Annotated in this window: 21 protein-coding genes; 1 reads left to right on the forward strand and 20 read right to left on the reverse strand. The window is 54.8% G+C overall.

From position 1 onward, the window contains the following. Nucleotides 1-71 precede the first annotated feature (71 nt). The 16 genes from RZA33_RS18215 to leuC form a co-directional block, all read right to left on the reverse strand. On the reverse strand, nucleotides 72-644 hold the full coding sequence (locus RZA33_RS18215) for a cytochrome b (RefSeq protein WP_317509136.1): 573 nt from the start codon (nucleotides 642-644) through the stop codon (nucleotides 72-74). Nucleotides 645-949: 305 nt separating this feature from the next. Next, nucleotides 950-2164: an O-succinylhomoserine sulfhydrylase gene (locus RZA33_RS18220; RefSeq protein WP_317509137.1), complete on the reverse strand. Its 1215-nt coding sequence runs from the start codon at nucleotides 2162-2164 to the stop codon at nucleotides 950-952. A 12-nt stretch (nucleotides 2165-2176) separates the two neighbouring features. Continuing rightward, nucleotides 2177-3697, reverse strand: a complete 1521-nt coding sequence (gene purF / locus RZA33_RS18225) for an amidophosphoribosyltransferase (protein WP_317509138.1) — start codon at nucleotides 3695-3697, stop codon at nucleotides 2177-2179. A gap of 87 nt (nucleotides 3698-3784) precedes the next feature. Then, nucleotides 3785-4360, reverse strand: coding sequence for a CvpA family protein (locus RZA33_RS18230; protein ID WP_317509140.1), 576 nt, complete (start codon nucleotides 4358-4360; stop codon nucleotides 3785-3787). Nucleotides 4361-4363: 3 nt separating this feature from the next. After that, nucleotides 4364-5050, reverse strand: a complete 687-nt coding sequence (locus RZA33_RS18235) for an SPOR domain-containing protein (protein WP_317509141.1) — start codon at nucleotides 5048-5050, stop codon at nucleotides 4364-4366. Next, on the reverse strand, nucleotides 5037-6395 hold the full coding sequence (gene folC, locus RZA33_RS18240) for a bifunctional tetrahydrofolate synthase/dihydrofolate synthase (RefSeq protein ID WP_317509142.1): 1359 nt from the start codon (nucleotides 6393-6395) through the stop codon (nucleotides 5037-5039). Before folC ends, RZA33_RS18235 begins: the two co-directional genes overlap by 14 nt. Continuing rightward, a complete protein-coding gene (gene accD / locus RZA33_RS18245) occupies nucleotides 6388-7410 on the reverse strand; it encodes an acetyl-CoA carboxylase, carboxyltransferase subunit beta (protein WP_317509143.1) in 1023 nt (340 codons plus the stop codon). The genes folC and accD overlap by 8 nt, the downstream gene beginning before the upstream one ends. 92 nt (nucleotides 7411-7502) lie before the next feature. Further along, the gene (trpA, locus tag RZA33_RS18250) at nucleotides 7503-8306 is read right to left on the reverse strand and encodes a tryptophan synthase subunit alpha (protein WP_317509144.1); all 804 of its coding nucleotides are present in this window, start codon (nucleotides 8304-8306) and stop codon (nucleotides 7503-7505) included. A gap of 23 nt (nucleotides 8307-8329) precedes the next feature. Beyond that, the gene (gene trpB, locus RZA33_RS18255; protein WP_317509157.1) at nucleotides 8330-9517 is read right to left on the reverse strand and encodes a tryptophan synthase subunit beta; all 1188 of its coding nucleotides are present in this window, start codon (nucleotides 9515-9517) and stop codon (nucleotides 8330-8332) included. 179 nt (nucleotides 9518-9696) lie between these two features. Beyond that, nucleotides 9697-10335, reverse strand: a complete 639-nt coding sequence (locus RZA33_RS18260) for a phosphoribosylanthranilate isomerase (RefSeq protein WP_317509145.1) — start codon at nucleotides 10333-10335, stop codon at nucleotides 9697-9699. Nucleotides 10336-10346: 11 nt separating this feature from the next. Then, a complete protein-coding gene (gene truA, locus RZA33_RS18265; protein ID WP_317509146.1) occupies nucleotides 10347-11270 on the reverse strand; it encodes a tRNA pseudouridine(38-40) synthase TruA in 924 nt (307 codons plus the stop codon). A 9-nt stretch (nucleotides 11271-11279) separates the two neighbouring features. After that, nucleotides 11280-13364 (reverse strand): FimV/HubP family polar landmark protein, encoded by a 2085-nt coding sequence (locus RZA33_RS18270; protein ID WP_317509147.1) that lies wholly within the window; start codon nucleotides 13362-13364, stop codon nucleotides 11280-11282. A gap of 182 nt (nucleotides 13365-13546) precedes the next feature. Then, nucleotides 13547-14659: an aspartate-semialdehyde dehydrogenase gene (gene asd / locus RZA33_RS18275; protein WP_317509148.1), complete on the reverse strand. Its 1113-nt coding sequence runs from the start codon at nucleotides 14657-14659 to the stop codon at nucleotides 13547-13549. 83 nt (nucleotides 14660-14742) lie between these two features. Further along, entirely contained in the window at nucleotides 14743-15822 is a 1080-nt protein-coding gene (gene leuB / locus RZA33_RS18280) for a 3-isopropylmalate dehydrogenase (RefSeq protein WP_317509149.1), read from the reverse strand. A gap of 35 nt (nucleotides 15823-15857) precedes the next feature. After that, nucleotides 15858-16505: a 3-isopropylmalate dehydratase small subunit gene (gene leuD, locus RZA33_RS18285; protein WP_317509150.1), complete on the reverse strand. Its 648-nt coding sequence runs from the start codon at nucleotides 16503-16505 to the stop codon at nucleotides 15858-15860. A 3-nt stretch (nucleotides 16506-16508) separates the two neighbouring features. After that, nucleotides 16509-17960 carry a 3-isopropylmalate dehydratase large subunit gene (gene leuC, locus RZA33_RS18290; protein ID WP_317509151.1) on the reverse strand — a complete coding sequence of 484 codons (1452 nt, stop codon included), beginning with the start codon at nucleotides 17958-17960 and terminating at the stop codon, nucleotides 16509-16511. Between the two features lie 158 nt (nucleotides 17961-18118). On the opposite strand from leuC, the gene RZA33_RS18295 reads away from it, so the two are divergent. Beyond that, entirely contained in the window at nucleotides 18119-19063 is a 945-nt protein-coding gene (locus RZA33_RS18295; RefSeq protein ID WP_317509152.1) for a LysR family transcriptional regulator, read from the forward strand. Here RZA33_RS18295 and RZA33_RS18300 read toward each other — a convergent pair. The 4 genes from RZA33_RS18300 to RZA33_RS18315 all read right to left on the reverse strand — a co-directional run. Beyond that, nucleotides 19024-19314 carry a type II toxin-antitoxin system RelE/ParE family toxin gene (locus RZA33_RS18300; protein WP_317509153.1) on the reverse strand — a complete coding sequence of 97 codons (291 nt, stop codon included), beginning with the start codon at nucleotides 19312-19314 and terminating at the stop codon, nucleotides 19024-19026. The two genes, RZA33_RS18295 and RZA33_RS18300, sit on opposite strands and share 40 nt — an antisense overlap. Beyond that, complete coding sequence (locus RZA33_RS18305; RefSeq protein WP_317509154.1) at nucleotides 19314-19541, reverse strand: addiction module protein; 228 nt, start codon at nucleotides 19539-19541, stop codon at nucleotides 19314-19316. Before RZA33_RS18305 ends, RZA33_RS18300 begins: the two co-directional genes overlap by 1 nt. Before the next feature lie 121 nt (nucleotides 19542-19662). Further along, nucleotides 19663-20208 (reverse strand): macro domain-containing protein, encoded by a 546-nt coding sequence (locus RZA33_RS18310; protein WP_317509155.1) that lies wholly within the window; start codon nucleotides 20206-20208, stop codon nucleotides 19663-19665. A 116-nt stretch (nucleotides 20209-20324) separates the two neighbouring features. Beyond that, nucleotides 20325-20991 (reverse strand): nicotinamidase (locus RZA33_RS18315; protein ID WP_317509156.1); only part of this gene is annotated, 667 nt, incomplete at its 5' end.

Raw genomic sequence — 20991 nt, forward strand, 5'->3', positions numbered from 1 at the left:
GCAGCAGGTCAATATCACCAGCGCAGTGTGCGTAAAAATAGACGTATAAAAAATCACTTACAAAATAACGATTACTTAACTACATTGTGATCTCGACGCTGGCTATAGGCTGGGTTTAGCATTCGCACCAGCGTCTTATGACGGTCCATCCAGTGGTGCTTAAGCGCGGCAAGCGCGTGACCAGCGGCTAGGATCATCAGCGTCAAAGCGCTGTACCAGTGAACTTCACCCGCTAAGCTCGCCTGATTGGGAAAGTCATGTAGCAGCGCAGGCACTTCAAACCAGCCAAAGACACTAATGCCTCGCCCGTCGGCCGTCGAGATCATGTAACCACTTACCATGACCACCAACACCAGTACGTAAAGAGCAATATGACCGAGATGCGCGGCAATAGCCTCTAAGCGGCGGCCTTCTGCCTGAGGGGTCGGCTGAGTGAAGCGCCAGGCTAGACGCACTAGGGTGGTAAAAAGCAGTAAAATACCAATTGAGCGGTGTACCCAAGGGCCTTGGTTGTACCAGGGATCATAGTAACCGAGCTCGGTCATCCACCAGCCTAGCGCGAAAAGCCCAATGATAGTCAGTGCGCTTAGCCAATGAAACAAAATACTGACCAATCCCCACCCGCTACGACTGTTTTGCCACATCGCTTTTTCCCTTATTGATCACTGCCGACTAGCGAATAATGCTATAGCGAAAGCATAGCGTGTAATGGTATTGAAAACTGCTGAAAAAAGCAGAACACATCATTCGTAAAAACTGTTTATAAAAAATACTGTTAAAACGTCCCTAAAAAAGGCGTTCGTACAATCAGACTTAAAACCAGTCATAAAACCAACCATAAAAGCGGCTGTTCACAGGGATTGATTGGCCATGGTAATAAAAAAACCGGCCAACGTCTGGCGTTTGGACCGGTTTTGGTGACATTGAAGGCTAGGGAGAAGGCGTCTTTTTAACGAGCGGCTAATGCATCCAATCCGCGGGCCAGATCACGCTGAATGTCCTCCTGGCTCTCTAGACCCACCGCTACACGAATGAGGCCTGGGGTAATACCCGCTGCAGCTTTTTGCGCATCGGAAAGGCGGCCATGAGTGGTGGTAGCTGGATGGGTAATCGTGGTTTTAACATCGCCAAGGTTACCTGTGATCGACAGCATACGCGTCGCATCAATCACCTGCCACGCACCTTCCTGTCCACCCAACACTTCAAACCCCAGTACCGCGCCAAAGCCTTTCTGCTGCTGTTTGGCTAAGGCGTGCTGAGGATGCTCTTCCAAACCGCTGTAATACACCTGGGTAACCGCCGGATGGGCATCCAGCCAGCGCGCCAAGGTCAAGGCGTTTTCACAGTGTGCCTTCATACGCAGCGATAAGGTTTCCAGCCCTTTGGTAAAAATCCAGGCATTGAAGGGGCTCAGGCAAGGCCCGCAGGTACGCACTACCCCAAACACCTCTTCAAGCAGCGCATGACTGCCTACCACGGCACCGCCCACCGCGCGGCCTTGACCATCCAGATATTTGGTTGCCGAATGAATGATCAAATCAGCGCCCAGCGCTAGCGGCTGCTGAAGGGCCGGTGTCAGAAAGCAGTTATCAATCGCCAGTAGCGCATCGTGACGCTTTGCCAGCGCTGCCAAGGCCGGAATATCGGCAATTTCAGACAGCGGGTTTGAGGGCGTTTCGGCAAACAATAAGCGCGTTTTCGGTGTGATCGCCGCTTCCCAGGCGGCGACGTTAGAAAGCTCTACATAACGCGTGGTAATACCCAACTTGCCCAGGTACTTATCGAACAAGCTAACCGTCGAGCCAAACAACGAACGGGAAGCGACAATTTCATCGCCTGCCGAGAGCAGCGCCAGCGCGGTTGATAAAATCGCCGACATGCCAGAGCTGGTCGCGACACAGCGCTCACCACCTTCAAGGGCCGCTAAGCGGCGCTCAAAGGTATGCACTGTTGGGTTGGTAAAGCGCGAGTAAACGTTACCCGGTTCATGCCCGCCGAACTTTCGCGCTGCTTCAGCAGCGCTTTCGTAGACAAAACTTGAGGTCGGAAAAATGGGTTCAGAGTGCTCCTGTTCGAAGGTGCGCTGATGGCCCGCCCGAATCGCCAACGTCTCTAATGACCACTCATCCTGGTGACCGTCTTCCTGGTGATTGTCATCGTGCATACGGCTTGCCTCCTAATCTTCCAGGTCGTCGTCTTGATTGTGCATGTCCACCAACGCATGATCGCCAGCGCTCTGATCCTTAGCCGAATCATTGCGGCTTGCTTCCAACGCGTCCAGGTAAGCGTTATCGATATCGCCGGTCACATAGTTACCGTCAAACACAGAACAATCAAATTCTTCCATTTCAGGATTCACTTCGCGGCAAGCCGCTTTCAGATCTTCCAAGTTTTGATAGAAGATACGATCAGCACCAATCAGCTCGCCCACTTCCTCTTCGCTACGCCCATGGGCGATCAACTCAGACGCGGCTGGCATGTCGATACCATACACATTAGGAAAGCGAACCGGCGGCGCCGCCGAGGCAAAATAGACCTTTCGGGCACCGGCATCCCGGGCCATTTGGATAATCTGCTTACAGGTCGTACCGCGTACAATGGAGTCGTCCACAAGCAATACGTTTTTGCCCTTAAACTCAACGTCGATGGCATTGAGCTTTTGACGTACCGATTTTTTCCGCTGAGTCTGACCCGGCATAATAAAAGTACGGCCAATATAGCGGTTTTTCATAAACCCTTCGCGGTAAGTCACCCCGAGGTGCTGGGCCATTTCAAGCGCGGAGGTCCGCGAGGTGTCCGGAATCGGGATAACGACATCGATATCGTGATCCGGCCACTCGTTTAAGATGCGATCGCCTAGCTTGCGGCCCATCTGCATACGCGTTCCGTAGACGTAGGCGCCGTCCAGCAGTGAATCAGGGCGGGCAAGATAGACATGCTCGAAAATGCACGAACGTAGCTGCGGGCGGTCGGCACATACCTGGGTATGAATATTGCCTTCAATATCGACAAAAATGGCTTCGCCAGGCGATAAGTCGCGCTCAAGTTCAAACCCGCCCACGTCTAACGCTACAGATTCGGAAGCAATCATCACGGCTTGGCCGTTGTCTTCTTCACGAGTACCGAACACCACCGGCCGAATGCCATAGGGGTCGCGAAACGCTACCATGCCAAAGCCGTTAATAATCGCAACGGCTGCGTAGCCACCCTTACAGCGACGGTGAACGCGACGCACGGCATCGAAGATATCTTCTGCTTCCAGGTGAAGGCCCTGCTTGCCCAGCTCATGGGCAAATACGTTGAGCAGTACTTCAGAATCAGAGCTGGTATTGATATGGCGCAGATCGGTTGAAAACAGCTCCTGTTTTAACTGCTCTGAGTTAGTCAGATTGCCATTGTGCGCCAGCGTTATACCGTAGGGGGAATTAACATAAAACGGCTGTGACTCAGCTTCACTTGAAGAGCCTGCTGTCGGATAACGCACGTGGCCGATGCCCAGGTTACCTTTTAAGCGCGCCATGTGACGGGTATGAAATACATCACGCACCAAGCCGTTACTCTTGCGCAGTAAAAAGCGTCCTTCGCTCCACGTCATCATGCCGGCAGCGTCCTGGCCACGATGCTGAAGTACGGTCAAGGCATCGTAGATTCCCTGATTTACCGCCTGCTTGCCCAAAAGGCCCACTATACCGCACATTCACGTTACCTCGCTTAATGCCATGGCTTGCCTAAGTCACATACCTAAGCAAGCCCGTACGTTCGTAGAATCGATCTCGTCAACAGGTCAATCACCTGATGGGATAACCTCGCGCTCCGCCCTGCCGGGCAAGTGCAGCTCGGGTAGCGAAATATCGCGTAGAGACGACGGCGCTTCAGGCAGCTCGCGGTCCCACTGATCTAACTGACTAATGGCCCAATCACGCAATTGAAGAAACGTTGGGCGCAGTTCAGCCCCTTGCCAAGCCTGCAGCTCGGCCAAGGGCGTAAGGGTAATAAGCACGGTGGCCACCAGCAAAATAACCACCCCGCGAGCAACACCGAAAGTGGCCCCCGCCACGCGATTCAAAAGCCCCATGCCTACCCACTCAATCGCCGCATGCACTAAGCGAATGACTATGCCGCAAAGCAAAATGACGGCAAAGATCACCAGTATAAAAGCAAGCACTAGACGGGCATCAAAGCTATCGATAAGCCCGCTCATCAGTTCGGCCACCGGTTCAGCAAGCACTCGGGCAACCATCAAGGCAACGACCCAGGCGGCCAAACCCAATGCTTCACGAACAAATCCCCTGACAAATCCGGCTAGCATTGATAACGCCAGCACGGCCAAAAAAACCGCATCAATCCAGGTTAACGCCATGGGTTAATCTCTTACCCGAACAAGTAGGCCCTGCACATTGGCCCGCTCTTTAATCGACGCCATGGCGGACTCCCCTTGTTCGGAAGTGGCATAAGGGCCAACAAAGACGGTGGTCATATTGTTACCGCGTTCACGCTGATAAACAGTAAAACCCGCTTCCGAAAGCTGTTGGCTAAGGCGCTGCGCGTTACCGGCTTCGCCAAAGCTGCCAACTTGCACCGCCCACTCTCCTTGCGCGCTAGACGCGGGGTTAGATGCATTTTGACGTTGCGACGAACTGCCAGCACTGCCGCTATTGCGGGCAATTAAATCAGCAATAGGGTCGCTATCGGGTGTGGCTGGCCCCCCGTCGGGTTCGCTGGTGTTAGCCGTTTCGGCGCTGGAAGTTGAAGCATTGGCATCGTCGGCTGGATCGGTTTGCGGTAACCGCGGCGTCGCATCAATGGGGGCTTGATCTTCACCCGTTTCGTCTGGTGGTATCGTCGGTAACGACGGCTCGCTAACCGTTGCTGGCCTTTCAGGCGCTGGCACGTCACGACGCTCTACCTCAATGGGCTGCTCAATCACAAAACTGGGCTGCGGGCGCTCTTCCCTTGGCGCTGGGTCGCTCATTAGCCATGGCACAAAAATCGCTAGAAGCGCGAGTAAAATCACAATACCGCTAATGCGTTCCGTTTTACCGTATTTCATTTCCGTCTCCATCAAGCGGCAAAGCGCCCGCTGGCAGTGGTCGAGCTAACAGCGCCGCTACTGTAAAGAACGACCCGGTGGCCAAAACACGGTCATTGGGCGTTAACACGTTGGCAAGCCAATCAACACCTGCTTGCGGCGTGTCAGCACAAAAGTGAACCCGCCCTCCTTGGGCAACCACGCGCTGACATAACGCTTCCGCCGGGTAGCCACGTTCGCCTGGTAGTGTGACGCACACCCAATCACTGATACGCGCCGCCAACGCCTGTATGACACCGTCACTATCTTTATCATTCAACATGCCGATTAGACACCATTGCCGACCCCCTTGGGGGGGCGCCGGCAAATGTTGGGCAACGTACTGGGCGGCATGGGGATTATGCCCTACATCCAAGCACCATGGCCCCCTCCACTGCAGGCGACCCGCTAGCCGCACTGTGCTCAACGCTTGGCACACCTGTGCTTTGTTCAGTGTAAGCCCAGTCAGTGCCAGTGCCTGCAGAGCGGTAGCTGCGTTATCAACGGGTAGCGCTGGATCGGGAAGGCCATCTATGGCAATCACCTCACCATCGGCATTTTGCCCCTGCCAGCGCCATTGTTCAGGTTTATCAGATGAAGAAGAATGGTCAAAATGTTGACCTAAGCTGAACGTAGGGGACGCCAATAGTTGCGCCTGTTCGGCGACGCTAGCGGGCAACGTTTGGCTGCCCAGCACTGCGGGGCGCTCAGCGCGAAAAATACCGGCCTTTTCACGCCCTATTTGGGCCAGGTCAGTACCCAGGAAGTTAGCGTGATCCTGGGCAATGGTGGTCACGATAGCCACATCCGCATCAATAATATTGACCGCATCCAGCCGACCACCCAGGCCTACTTCGAGCACCACCATGTCTAACTCAGCATTGGCCAAACACCAAAGCCCGCACAGCGTACCTGCTTCAAAGTAGGTCAGGCTTATTTCAGGGTCTTGCAAACGCACGCGCTCGACAAGCTCAAAGCCCTGCACGAGCAGCTGGTCGTCAGCCTCTAGGCCGTTAATATTGACCCGCTCGTTGTAACGCAATAAATGGGGAGACGTATAAGTGCCCACTCGTTGCCCGTGGGCGCGGGCAACGCTATCAATCATGGCAAGGGTTGACCCCTTGCCATTAGTGCCTGCCACGGTAATCACACAGGGGGCAATAGGACGTGAAAGCAACCCCATACGCCTAGCCACTTGCGCAACACGCGCTAGGCCCATATCAATCCCTACCGGGTGCAACGTTTCCAAATACTCGAGCCATTGCTGTAAAGAAAATGGCCTTCGAGACGATGGCTGTCGAAAATCCGGCTGCACAGAATCAGGCATTGCGTGAATCGTCGTCACTCTTAGCGGCGGGGGCGTCACTCTTAGCTGTACCCACTTTATAAAAAGTGGTGTCAGTGGCGTCCGCTAATGCAGCGTCTTCGGTGACCGGCTCAGCAATAGCTGACTCTTCAGCCGTCGTTGCGTTTGCAGGCGGTGAAGCATCGTGATGGGTTAACTTGCGCAAAACACCGCCGATGCGCGCGCGCATTTCATGGCGGTGAACGATCATATCGATAGTGCCATGTTCGAGTAAAAACTCGCTACGCTGAAAACCTTCGGGCAGTGTTTCACGAACCGTTTGCTCGATAACCCGTGGGCCAGCAAAACCAATCAGGGCATTGGGCTCGGCAATATTTAAATCACCCAACATAGCGAGCGAAGCAGACACTCCACCAAATACTGGGTCAGTGAGCACCGAAATATACGGCACGCCCGCTTGCTTAAGCTTTTCGAGCGAGGCAGATGTCTTTGCCATTTGCATCAGCGAGAAGAGCGCTTCTTGCATTCGCGCCCCACCCGAGGCAGCAAAGCACACCAGCGGAATGTTTTCTTCCAGCGCCAGCGTTGCGGCACGAACAAATTTTTCACCAACGACAGCCCCCATCGAGCCGCCCATAAAGGTGAACTCAAAGGCAACGGCAACTACCGGCAGGCCATCCAACTCACCGCGCATAGCCACCAGCGCATCTTTCTCGCCGGTATCTTTTTGCGCCGCGGTCAGCCGGTCTTTGTACTTTTTGGAATCGCGGAACTTAAGGCGGTCATTGGGCTCAATGTCTGCCGCAATCTCTTGGCGTTCGGCTTTATCCAGGAACCAGTCCAAGCGTTTTCTCGCCGTCAAGCGCAGGTGGTGATCGCACTTAGGACAGACGCTGTTGTGTTTCTCTAACTCAGGGAGATAGAGAACCGCTTCGCACTTGGGACATTTACGCCAGAGACCGTCGGGCACGCTGGCACGACGGTCTTTACGCTGGATACGACCCATGGAGGGCACGATCTTGTCTAACCAGCTCATATCAAAAAGGCTTCCGTTATACGTCAATGCCTGGCAAAACCAGGCGTGATGAGTGTCGTCAATTTAATCAATAGGCGGTAAAGCGTTCTGCTTTAAGCATCCATCGCCGAGCGCATTTCTGCTAATACACTTTTCAGTTGGCCTGGGATGGTTTCCGGGGCATCGACGCTCTCGGCGATACGGTTAACCAAGGCACTGCCCACAATCACACCATCGGCCACTTTAGCCACTTCTGCCGCTGTCACGCCATCTCGAATACCAAACCCCACGCACAGCGGCAAATCAGTCATTTCACGCAGCGGCGCTAAATGCTCAGCAACATCGTCAGCGTTTAAAGTAGCGGCGCCAGTCACGCCTTTCAGCGAAACATAATACAGGTATCCTTCACCATGAGCGCATATTGTAGCGGCACGCTGGTGAGAAGTGGTAGGCGCAACGAGAAAAATTGCCGCTAAACCGCGTGATTTCAGCAGCGGCCCGATTTCTTCGGCTTCTTCCGGCGGCATATCCACAATTAGCACGCCGTCGACGCCGACACTCGCCGCTTGATCGGCAAAGTTCTCGTAGCCAATCCGCTCAATCGGGTTTAAGTAACCCATCAGCACTACGGGCGTGGTGGTATCGGATTGGCGAAACTCTTTAACCATTTGCATCAGGTCAACCAACCGGGTGCCCTGTTTTAACGCCCGCTCGCAGGCTTTTTGTATCACCGGGCCATCGGCCATAGGGTCGGAAAAAGGCACACCCAGTTCAATCACATCTGCACCGGCTTCTACCAGTGCGTGCATAAAGCCTACGGTGTACTGCGGTGCCGGGTCCCCTGCGGTGATGAATGGTATCAGGGCCTTGCGACCCTGCTGTTTAAGTTCACTGAAACGCCGATCAATACGGTTCATGCTTGCCCTTAGAAAAGCTGCCCTTAAAATTCGATGCCATCAATCTTAGCCACTGTCATGATGTCTTTATCACCACGCCCAGAAAGGTTGACCACAATATGTTGGTCAGTACGCATCGTCGGCGCCAGCACCTTGGCATGGGCCAGCGCGTGGGCTGTCTCAAGGGCGGGCATAATGCCCTCCATGTGAGTCAACTCACGGAAGGCTTCCAGCACTTCTTTATCGTTAGCCGCCACATACTCAACGCGCCCCACATCTTTCCATAGGGCATGTTCGGGGCCTACGCCCGGGTAGTCTAAGCCCGCTGAAATAGAATGCGTATCAGACACTTGACCGGCTTCATCTGACATTAAGTAGGTACGGTTGCCATGAAGCACGCCGCGCGGCGCGTTAGAAGAGAGCGGTGCCGCGTGGCGGCCGGTCTCCACACCGTCACCCCCGGCTTCAACGCCATACATAGCAACGTCGTCATCTTCAACAAACGGATAGAACAACCCCAAGGCATTTGAGCCACCGCCTACGCAGGCAATCAGCGCATCGGGCAAGCGACCTATTTGCTCAAGCGATTGGCGACGCGCCTCGCGCCCCACCACCGCGTTAAAATCGCGCACCAGCAGCGGATAGGGGTGCGGGCCCGCGACGGTACCGATGATATAGAAAGTGTTATCAACGTTGGTGACCCAGTCACGCAGGGCTTCGTTCATGGCGTCTTTAAGAGTGCGGGTGCCGGACTCAACGGGAATCACCCGGGCACCCAGCAAGCGCATACGGTAGACATTGAGCTTCTGGCGCTCAACGTCAGCAGCCCCCATATAGACATCGCACTCAAGTCCTAGGCGGGCGGCCACGGTCGCCGAGGCGACGCCATGCTGGCCCGCTCCGGTTTCAGCAATAATTCGCGGCTTACCGGTTTTTTTGGCTAACAGTGCCTGGCCAATGGTGTTGTTTACCTTATGAGCACCGGTATGATTCAGGTCTTCCCGCTTTAACCAAATCTGTGCGCCCCCGAGACTTTCCGACCAGCGCTTGGCGTGATACAGCGGTGACGGGCGCCCCACGAAGTGGGCAAGATCGTAGTCAAACTCGGCCTGGAAGTCGGGGTCATCACGCAGGCTTAAGTACGTTTTCTCCAACTCTTCCAACGCGAAGCTTAGGGTCTCCGACACGAACCGGCCACCGTAAGGGCCAAAATGACCACGGGCATCCGGCATTTGAGTCAGTTCACTGAACTTGGTTTTTGGTGCAGGCGTCGCAGAAACAGTCACAGGGATACCTCACAAGATCGCCAGAACAGGCAAACAATAAATGAATCAACGTAAAACGTAGATTGAAAAAATCCTCATAAGCAACGTATATACCTATATACACTTAAACTTATGTGGCGAACGCCCTAACAGGCGTCAGCTAATGCTACATAACGCACGAAAGACGCCATTTTGTCAGCATCTTTACAGCCGTGGGAGACTTCAATACCGCCGGATACATCCACTGCATAAGGCGCCACATGACGCACGGCGTCGGCGATATTATCAGCACTCAACCCACCGGCGAGGATAACAGGTTTTGCAAGATTTGCGGGGATTCTCGTCCAATCAAAGGTTTCCCCTGTGCCGCCCGGCGTTCCCGGCCGATAGGCGTCTAACAACAGAGCCTGGGCCTGATGATAGCGCTCAGCCTCGTGGGCTAGATCAACCTCATCGCGCATGCGCAGCGCCTTCATCCAAGGTAGCGAAAAACGCTGACAGTCGTCAGGCGTTTCATTGCCGTGGAACTGAAGCATATCCAGATAGGGCAAACAGCGCTCAATAAGCTCGGCAGACTGATCAACAAACAGCCCGACGCGGGTCACAAACGCTGGCACGCGGGCTGACAGTGCTGCCAACTGCTCTACATCCAAGCTACGCGCACTCTTTGGCCACATAACGAAACCCAGGGCGTCAACGCCCAATGCGACTGCACGATCAACATCCTCACTGCGGGTAAAGCCACAGAATTTTATACGGGTACGGGTTTGCGGCAACTCATTCATAGCGACGCCTCCTACTCAGGATTAAACGCTGGATTGGCAAGCGAGCGGTTGCGGCGGTAGGCCACACGCGGGGTGTCGGGCAATTCGCGCTCACCCGTCCATTCGCCTGTAAACGCGAGTAGCTGCGGTCCTACGGGCTCTTGAGGTAGATCAAAACGTTCATCATAAACCGAATCGACAAAATGTAACCCGCAGGCAGGCGCAGTAATATCCCCTTTACGACGATTTTTCAGCGCTAGCAGTTCCGCGATATAGCTTTCAGTTTGGGCACCTCGGCCAACACTCACCAGCGCACCGGCGATATTACGAATCATATGGTGCAAAAACGCATTGCCTTGAATGTCGATCATCACCAGTTGACCGTAGCGCTTTACGTCAACAAAGTGCATGTGCCGCCAGGGGGTTTTGGATTGACAACCTGCAGCACGGAAGCTGGAAAAATCGTGCTCTCCTACCAGCGCCTGGGCGGCGCGGTGCATGGCATCCGCATCAAGTGGATCACGACACCAGGTGACATTCGCCCGTTCTAACACCGGGCGGCTTATCTGGTTCAGCAACACATAGCGATAACGACGGCCCAGCGCGCATAAGCGTGAATGAAAGTCATCACTCACCGGTTTGACCCAGCGCACGGCCATATCGCGGGGTAAATGGGTATTAACGCCGAATATCCAGGCTTTTTCAGAACGCCCCACCGGCGGGTCGAAATGCACTATTTGCCGGGTTGCATGCACACCGGAGTCGGTACGCCCACTAGCGTGAACTCGGATAGGCGCGTTGGCCACCTTCGCTAGCGCAGCCTCCAGCGAGGCCTGTACCGATGCCGCATGTTTCAGGCGCTGAAAGCCGCAGTAATGGGTACCGTCGTACTCGACCCCCATTGCTATGCGACCCGTCAGCGGGATTTTCTCATCGAAGTGATAGAACAGCGTCATCAAGGCACATCATTTTGAGGATTTTGAAGGACTACCATTATCCAGGGCTCGCGGCTTGAATGCCACCTCTTCGATTTCCCACTCATCTTCAATCGGTCGATGCGGTGTTGGGGCGGGCGCTGATGGAGTTGTCTGAAACTCGACCGTTGGCTGCATCAGGGTGTCGGCACTTTGGCTATCGTGGCGGCCTGAAGCACTGTTTAGGGTAGGTGGGTGATAATCAATAAAACGATGCCCCGTAACCTCAGGTGTTTCCAGATGACGCGCTGTTGCCTGCACGTGAACGGCAGATTCCGCCGAAAAATCAGCACCGAGGTCAGCGAGCCTTTGGCGCATCAAGCCAACGCTTGGAGAAGGCGCTAACGACACCTTTGCCGATTGCTCAACGGCAACCAAGCACAATGCCAACCTTCGCCGAGGCTCCGGCTCAGCAAGCCCTGCTGCCTGGCTATTTTCATAGCGAAGGTTGTCTTCTTGTTGCGGCCTGTTCTGCGCGTACTCATCAAGCAGCCACTGATCGGGGTCTATTGACGATTCATCATCACGGCTGGAAGTATCTGCAGGAGCAGTAGGTTCGGTTTCTGGCTCGCCGCCAGACATTGCCCCTTGCCCAATGTCATCATGCGATTTGTCAGCTGCCGGATAACTAACAGGAACAGCCTCCTGCATAGCTTCTGGCATAGTTTCTGGCGTAGGCGTAGATTCTGGCATGGGTTCTGACGTAAATTCTGCTCTAGGTGCTGGGCCAGGCGCCGCCGTTGGTTTTACCACTGGCTCAGCAAACGAAACGTTCTCCCACGTCTCTTCACGGCGCCTGCGCAGCCATATCAGCAACGCGATTAGCAGGCCGATGGCTATTAACGCTAGCGGCCACTGGTAGCGAGCGATGAAGCCGCCCACACTCGGGCCATCGCTTTCTTGCATACGGGCAGCGAGTGGCTCTGTAGATTGCGCTTGAGCAGCCAGCGCATCACTTAGCGACTCAGTCAACGAGGCGACTTCGCCACGCAGTTCGTTAAGTTCTGCACGCATCAACTCACGCTCTTCGAGAACCTGCTGAAGCGTCGCTTGGCTTAAACGCAGCTGATCGGTCAGTTCCGCTCGGGTTAACGCTTCAGGCTCGTTGGTTTCTTCTTCAACCGCGGCTTGATCGACTGTTTCTGTACCATCCGGCTCCGGCACGACCGATTCCAAACCGCCTGCTGCTAGCGCGCTATTCGCTTGAGTTGCGCCCGCTTGCAGGGCCTGAGCGGTAGCGATTGATGCTTCCGAAACGGGGGCGGCTTCAACAACAGGAAGCGGTACCGACCGAAGCGGCCCGTTACGGCGTGCACGCCAGGCTTCATTCATTGCTTGAATGGCCGCATCGGCGTCGCGGTGTGAGCGTGCCAGAATGCGTTCAGTGTCCGGTATGCGCAGCGTTTGACCTGCCCTCACTCCGTGAATATTTCCCGTCGGAAAGGCCGCCGGATTAGCTTCCAAGAGCGCCACCATCGTTTGCTGCACGCTGGCTTCAGCGGGTTTAACGCGCTCGGCAACGCCCCACAGCGTATCGCCGCTGCTCACGTAGGCGCTGTTTGCACTGCTCTCATTGGCATTTCTGACTGGCGGCGACGTTGTCGCAGAAGGGGCCTTAGTGGTTGCAGCTGAGGTAGCGCTCCCGGCTTGACCCTGAGAACGGTTTTGAGCACTGTTCTGGGAATAGCTCTCGGGATCAAATAGCAGAGTGACGGCTTTAGATGCCTGGCCGTCGGGATATTCAAGAGTTAATAATAGCTCCAGCCAAGGCTCGTCCATCGGCTGTTCTGACCGTAAGCGAACCAAGCGGCGGCCTTGCTGCTCTTGAATCTCTGCGGTAACACTCGCCGCTATCGAGGTCCACTCAACCCCTTGTGCAGCAAAAGCGGGCTGTTCCGCAACACGAACACGGATAGCATTGCGAGCGTAATCACCACTTTCCAACACGGGTATGGTGGCATTTAGCGGTGCATTCAGAAACGAGCTGACACTCGCCGACCCCAGCTCCACAGCCAAGGCGACGTGGCTTACAGCACTCAATGAGAGCCATACAACCCATGTCAGTATGTTTTTCATGAATGCTCCCTAAGTGCCTACTAAACGTTACAACTAACAATGCAAGTCTATCGTATTACGTCTTTTTAATCATAACGTAACGAAATAACGCCAATTTTCCCACTACTGTCGTGATTAAACGCATAAAAAAAGCGGGAAGCTGTGATCAGCTTCCCGCTTTTTATCGACTTACTGAGGAGTATTTACTGTTCGCGCAGAATCTTCAGCATGCGCTTCAGCGGCTCTGCGGCGCCCCACAGCAGCTGGTCACCCACACTGAACGCTGACAGGTATTCACCGCCCATTTGCAGCTTACGCAAGCGGCCAACCGGCACTTGCAGCGTGCCGGTGGCAGCAGCAGGCGTTAGACCAGCAATGGTGGCGTCTTTATCGTTAGGAATCAGCTGGACCCACTCGTTGTGCTTGGCGATGCGATCTTCGATCTCATCCAGTGGCACATCGTGCTTGAGCTTGATAGTGAACGCTTGGCTGTGCGAGCGCATCGCGCCGATACGAACACACAGGCCGTCGATGGGGACCGGGTTATTGCCGAGGCCAAGAATTTTATTGGTCTCAACGCTGCCCTTCCACTCTTCACGGCTTTGGCCGTTATCCAGCTTGGTGTCGATCCACGGCAGCAGGCTGCCTGCCAGCGGCGCGCCAAAGTTATCGGTCGGGAAGTCGCCGCTGCGCATGGCAGCCGTTACCTTGCGATCGATATCCAGAATTGCGCTTGACGTGTCTTTTAGCTCTTCGCCAACGCTATCGCGCAGTGTGCCCATTTGGTTGAGCAGTTCGCGCATGTGCTTGGCACCCGAACCAGAAGCCGCCTGATAGGTCATGGAGGTCATCCACTCGATCATATCGGCTTCAAACAGACCGCCCAAGCCCATCAGCATCAGGCTCACAGTGCAGTTACCGCCCACAAACGTTTTAGCGCCTTTGGCTAGCTGGTCGTCGATGACCTTACGGTTGACCGGATCCAGCACGATAGTCGCTTCATCTTCCATGCGCAGAGTACTGGCGGCGTCAATCCAGTAGCCGTTCCAACCTGCGCTGCGAAGATCTTTATAGACCGGCTTGGTGTAGTCACCGCCTTGACAGGTGACGACAACATCTAATGCTTTGAGCGCTTCAATATCAAAGGCGTCTTTCAGCGGAGGTACGTCCACACCGATGTCGGGGCCAGGCTGGCCAACCTGGGAAGTGGTGAAGAATACCGGCTCAATACCGTTAAAATCACCCTCTTCCTGCATGCGCTGCATCAGCACTGAGCCGACCATGCCGCGCCATCCCACGAAACCGACTTTCAACATATAAAGTCCTCCTGCAAAGAATGAATACTTGCATTATACACGATTCTTGACGGTGATTTTAAAACCGCACAGCGGCTACCACCCTACTGTTTAGTAAACGCCGCCAATACCGCATCGCCCATGGCATCGGTGCCAATGGTTTGCATTCCTTCTGAGGCGATATCCGCGGTACGAAGACCATCATCTAACACGCTGCCAACGGCGGCTTCGATGCGCTCGGCCATGGCATTTTCACCCAACGAGTAACGCAGCATCATGGCGACAGAGAGCATCATTGCTAAAGGATTCGCCACATTCTGACCAGCGATATCCGGCGCGCTGCCGTGGCAAGGTTCGTACATGCCCTGCCCGCTTTCGTTTAGCGATGCTGAAGGCAGCATACCGATAGAGCCGGTGAGCATGGCGGCTGCGTCAGAGAGAATGTCGCCAAACATATTGCCGGTGACCACCACATCAAACTGCTTGGGTGCGCGCACCAGCTGCATGGCGGCGTTATCCACGTACATGTGAGACAGCTCAACATCAGGGTATTCCGGCGCTAAACGCTCCATCACTTCACGCCACAAGATGGTGACTTCCAGCACGTTAGCTTTGTCTACTGAACAGAGCTTCTTGCCACGCTTCTGGGCCATTTCAAACGCGACGCGACCAATGCGCTCAATCTCGCTTTCCGAATAAACGTAGGTATTAAAGCCGACCCGCTCGCCGTTGCGCACTTCAATGCCCCGGGGTTGGCCAAAGTAGATACCGCCGGTGAGCTCGCGAACGATCATAATATCCAACCCGGCAACCAGCTCGGGCTTCAGGCTGGAGGCACTGGCCAACTGCGGGTAGAGCATCGCCGGGCGCAGGTTGCCGAACAAGCCCAGATTCTTACGCAGACCCAGCAGGCCTTTTTCGGGCCGCTTGGAGAGGTCTTCAATCTTGTCCCACTTAGGACCACCCACCGCCCCGAGCAGGATGGCGCTTGAGGCTTTGGCTTTTTCCAGGGTTTCCTCGGGCAGCGGGTCGCCGTGGACATCATAGGCGGCGCCGCCCACTAGCGCCTCTTCTACTTCAATCTCCAAGCCCGCTTCTTGGCACGCTTTCAACAAGCGCGCCGCCTGGGCGGCAATCTCGGGGCCAATACCGTCACCCGGCAGCAATAAAACCTTATGAGACATGCAAATTCCTTAGCACTTAATGATTGGAGACTGGCTTAAGCAGACTGACGAAACAGCCAGGGGCGCGCGGCTTTATGTTTCTGCTCAAAGGCACGAATGGCGTCTTCGTCTTTTAGCGTCAGGCCAATATCGTCCAGCCCTTCCAGCAGGCAATGCTTACGAAACTCATCCACGTCAAACTCTAAAATCTCGCCGCTGGGGGTGATGACTCGCTGATTCTCCAAATCCACATCCAACTGGTAGCCTTCACTGGCTTCCACTTCGGCAAACAGGCGATCGACCACTTCCTCTGAAAAGGTAATCAGCAAAATGCCGTTCTTGAACGAATTATTGTAGAAGATATCGGCAAAACTGGGTGCAATCACCACTTTAATGCCAAAATCTTCCAGCGCCCAGGGGGCGTGCTCGCGAGAGCTGCCGCAGCCAAAGTTGCGCCGTGCCAGTAGCACTTCAGCCCCCTGGTAACGCGGCTGATTGAGCACAAAATCAGGGTTCAGCGGGCGCTGCGAACAGTCCTGCCCCGGCTGGCCTTCGTCCAGATAACGCAATTCGTCAAACAGGTTAACGCCGAAGCCGGTGCGCTTGATCGATTTCAAGAACTGCTTTGGGATAATCAAGTCGGTATCGACGTTGGCGCGATCAAGGGGGGCCACCAAGCCTTCAAAACGTTCAAATTTTTTCATGGCCTAAGCCTCCTGAGCGTGGGTAGCGTCGTTGGCCGGCAGAGTGCGAACATCGACAAAGTGACCGGCGATCGCCGCTGCTGCTGCCATGGCAGGGCTAACCAAGTGTGTTCGGCCGCCGTAACCCTGGCGCCCTTCGAAGTTGCGGTTAGAGGTAGAGGCGCAGTGCTCACCGGCTCCCAGCTTATCCGCGTTCATGGCCAAACACATGGAGCAGCCCGGTTCGCGCCACTCGAAACCCGCTTCAATAAAGATACTATCCAAGCCTTCCGCTTCAGCTTGGCGCTTCACCAAGCCAGAACCTGGCACCACCATCGCCAATTTGATCGAGTCAGCCACTTTCTTACCCTTGACGACTTTGGCGGCTTCGCGCAGATCTTCAATCCGCGAGTTGGTGCAGGAGCCGATAAAAATCTTATCCAACTTGATATCGGTGATTTTCTGGTTGGCGTGAAGACCCATATATTCCAGCGCACGGCTGTGGCTGCGCTGCACGGTTTCATCCAGCGCAGCCAGCGGGTCGGGCACTTGGCCAGAAATACCGGTGACCATCTCCGGGCTGGTCCCCCAGCTCACCTGCGGCTCAATCTCTTCCGCCTGCAAAGTAACGACTTTATCGAACTCGGCATCAGTGTCAGACACCAGATTGCGCCAGTCGGCTACGGCGGCTTCCCACTGTTCAGCGGTAGGTGCGAACGGCCGTTTAGCCAAATAATCGATGGTAGTGTCATCTACCGCGATCAAACCGACCCGTGCGCCCGCTTCAATGGCCATGTTGCATACCGTCATACGCCCTTCCATAGAGAGCGAGGCGATTGCACTACCGGCAAACTCAATCGCATAACCGGTGCCGCCTGCGGTGCCGATCTTGCCGATAATTGCCAACACGACGTCTTTAGAGGTCACGCCAAGGCCAAGCTCGCCTTCGACACGTACCTGCATGTTCTTCATTTTTTGCGCCAGCAAGCACTGGGTCGCCATGACATGTTCGACTTCCGAGGTGCCGATACCGTGGGCCAACGCACCAAAGGCCCCGTGGGTGGCGGTGTGGGAGTCGCCGCACACCACGGTCATACCCGGCAGCGTGGCGCCCTGCTCTGGGCCGACCACGTGGACGATACCTTGGCGCGGGTCGTTAATTTTGAACTCTTCGATACCGTACTCAAGGCAGTTGTCGTCCAGAGTTTGCACCTGAATCAACGACACCGCGTCTTTAATACCGCTGTTGCCCTCGGCGCGCTCTTTAAGCGTCGTCGGCACGTTATGGTCGGGCGTGGCCAAGTTGGCATCCAAACGCCACGGCTTACGATTTGCCAAACGCAGGCCTTCAAACGCTTGCGGCGAGGTCACTTCATGAAGCAGCTGGCGGTCGATATAGATCAGCGCAGTGCCGTCATCGCGCTGCTTGACCAAGTGCTGATTCCAGAGTTTGTCGTAAAGGGTTTGACCTGACATGCGGCTCTCCTGGGCGGTGCCCTGCTAGTTCGGTATGGCAGCCTCTGCGGGCTGCTTATATGGCGATAACAAGAGTGTTACGCGACTCGCGCATAAAAGCAATTCATGTTATTTATAGATTAGATTCCAAATAGGAATACCTTTTCAAGGATTCATAAATGGATACGCAAAGTCTACAAGCTTTTTTGGCCGTGGCAGATTCACAAAGTTTCTCCCGCGCTGCGGAACAACTGCACCTTACCCAGCCCGCTGTTAGCAAACGCATCGCTACCTTGGAGTCTCAGGCAGGCGCACGGCTGTTTGACCGCATCGGCCGACGTATTGCGTTAACTGAAGCGGGTAACGTGCTGCTGCCCCAAGCGCGACGTATTTTATTTACCGTTGAGGACAGCCGCCGGGCGCTAGCTAATCTTTCCGGCCAGGTGGGCGGCAAGCTCACTCTGGCCACCAGCCACCATATTGGCCTGCACCGCTTACCACCGCTATTAAAGCAGTACACTCAGCGCCACCCAGAAGTCGAACTCGACCTACACTTTCTGGATTCTGAGCAGGCTTATCAGGGGGTGCTGGATGGCACTCTGGAGATGGCCGTAGTAACTCTCGCCCCCCACCCTAATGAACAGTTAGAGGTGGTCGAACTATGGCGTGACAGGCTCTGCTTTACCTGTGCGGTTGACCACCCGCTCGCCTCTCACGCAACAACCCAAGCTCGTACTCGCCAAGGGGCGCTATCACTCTCCGCTTTATGCGATTTTAACTGCGTTATGCCTGGCGCCAAAACCTTTACCGGCTCGCTAATTGCCCAGCGCTTTGCCGAGGAAGGTCTAACGCTGCCCGCCAGCATGGCGACCAACTACTTAGAAACACTAAAAATGATGTGCAGCGTAGGATTAGGCTGGAGCCTGCTGCCGGAAAAGTTGATCGATAGCGAACTGGTGGAGCTTAAGGTAGACACCCCACCAATTTACCGCCCGCTGGGATATTTAGTGCATACCAACCGGACGCTTTCTAATGCAGCGCGCAGGATGATTGAGGAGCTGGAGAATACGCGAGGTGAAAGCGTTTATGCACGTGACGCCCAATACCCCGGACGACGAGAATGATGAGCAACAGCGAAAACAATAATGCCCTCACTGTCTGGCCGATAAACGACAGAAAATGGAAATTTTTTAGCGAAAACTCGTTTAGTATTTTTTGTAGCTGGAGATCCAGATTCTGGAAATTCCAAAGCTCTGGCAGTTGCATCTTCAATATCTAATGCAAATGCTGCACCGAGCCCTGGCTGCTGCTCATTGTAGTAGACGACTTCCTTGAGAAATTCTTGGCGCGCGGGCGCAATAAATTTTGCACGCATTATTTGGCAATATTTCTGGCTTCAGCAAAAACATCTTCCGCTGCGTAAGCCTCAATAACACCCTGATCATAGTCTGCAACACGCTGCTCGATTTCATGAGCCCAAGCCTCTTCAATTTCAGCAAGAGGTGCATTCAATGATTCAAGCATTACCTCTGCCAATTTTGCCCTTTCTTCAGCATTAAGGCTTAGAGCCTGCTGTTCCAGCTGTTTAAGTGACACCTGCATAGATAACCTCCTACATTTCTCTTGAAGTATACACCCAGTATTAAATTGTGTTGAGGCTATAGAAAGCCATTTGCGGATCCACCTCCACTGAAGCCTCAATGGAGGAATTGGCACACGGTAGCTAGTCTGCTGGATCAATGGTTAAGCGTTGAGCCAGGGCTTGGTGAAGCGTATCCCGGGCCGCTTCGTCGAACATCACAAAGCGGATCAGGCGCACTTTATGCAAGCTCGGCAGTATTGCTTCAAGGGTTGCCGCACACACTTGAGCAGCCTCTTCCGCCGGGTAGCCAAAAGCGCCAGTAGACAGTGCCGGGAAAGCCAACCGCTCAATACCGTGCTCGTCAGCCAGCTTCAGTGCATTGCGGTAACAGTCCGCCAGTAATTGATCTTCCGGCTTGTCGGCACCGTATACCGGGCCCAGGCAATGAATCACCCAGCGGTTGGGCAGGTTATGACCGCCGGTGAGTACCGCCTGGCCCGGCTTGATGGGTGCCATTGACTGCCCCTCTTTGGCTAGGCCGGGCCCAGCGGCGCGATGAAGCGCCCCAGCAACGCCGCCGCCGGTTCTCAATTGCGCATTGGCGGCATTAATGACGGCGTCTACATCGGACTGCTGGGCGATATCGCCCACCACGCACTGCACGCTGATTTTGCTCGTGTCGCTCATAAACTCCTCCGTCTAGATATCACGCATTGCATAGCGCTCGCCGATGAAGGCTCTCCCATACTGCGGCAAATACCAGGCATTCAGGCTGAACAGAGCGCTACTGCTCAACCTGCAGTTTATACGGCATCTTCGATGATCGCTCCGGCTTCGCGCATTTCGTCTATTACATCGCCAACTTTATTCGGGTTCACCGCGCGGGTGGCATCGGCGATCAAGTGGGTTTCAAAGCCGAGCTTGCAGGCGTCCAACACAGTGGCCCGAACGCAAACATCACAGGCCAACCCACCAATCCAGACGCGCTTGATACCCCGGCTCTCAAGAAAACCCTGAAGGCCGGTGCCATCAAAAGCGGAGTAGGCGTCGCGATCAAATGCCGTCCCCTTGCTAACGCGAACGGTGTCCGGCGGCAATCGCAGGTCGGGATGAAAGGCAGCTCCCTCGGTGTCCTGAAGGCAGTGATCAGGCCAGGGGCCGCCTTGGGCTTCAAATGAGCAGTGTGCTACTGGATGCCAGTCCCTGGAGGCGATGGATAGTGCGCCCTGCCGTGCGGCGTTATCCAGCCAATCGTTGAGTACCGGCACCACCGCATCACCATCTTCGACGCCCAGCGCCCCACCAGGGCAAAAATCGCTCTGCACATCCACGGCGATCACCGCGTCCTGTGAGCCAAGTGTTTCCGAATCACGCATAAACACCTCCTTTAAACCTGAGGGATCCCCACGAATATTTTCAATAAAATCAGCGTGTAATGTTGAAGGAGCCTGCATGGGTCGGCATGTTGTT

The organism is Halovibrio sp. HP20-59, from assembly GCF_033052795.2.
In the GTDB taxonomy this organism is placed as follows: domain Bacteria; phylum Pseudomonadota; class Gammaproteobacteria; order Pseudomonadales; family Halomonadaceae; genus Vreelandella.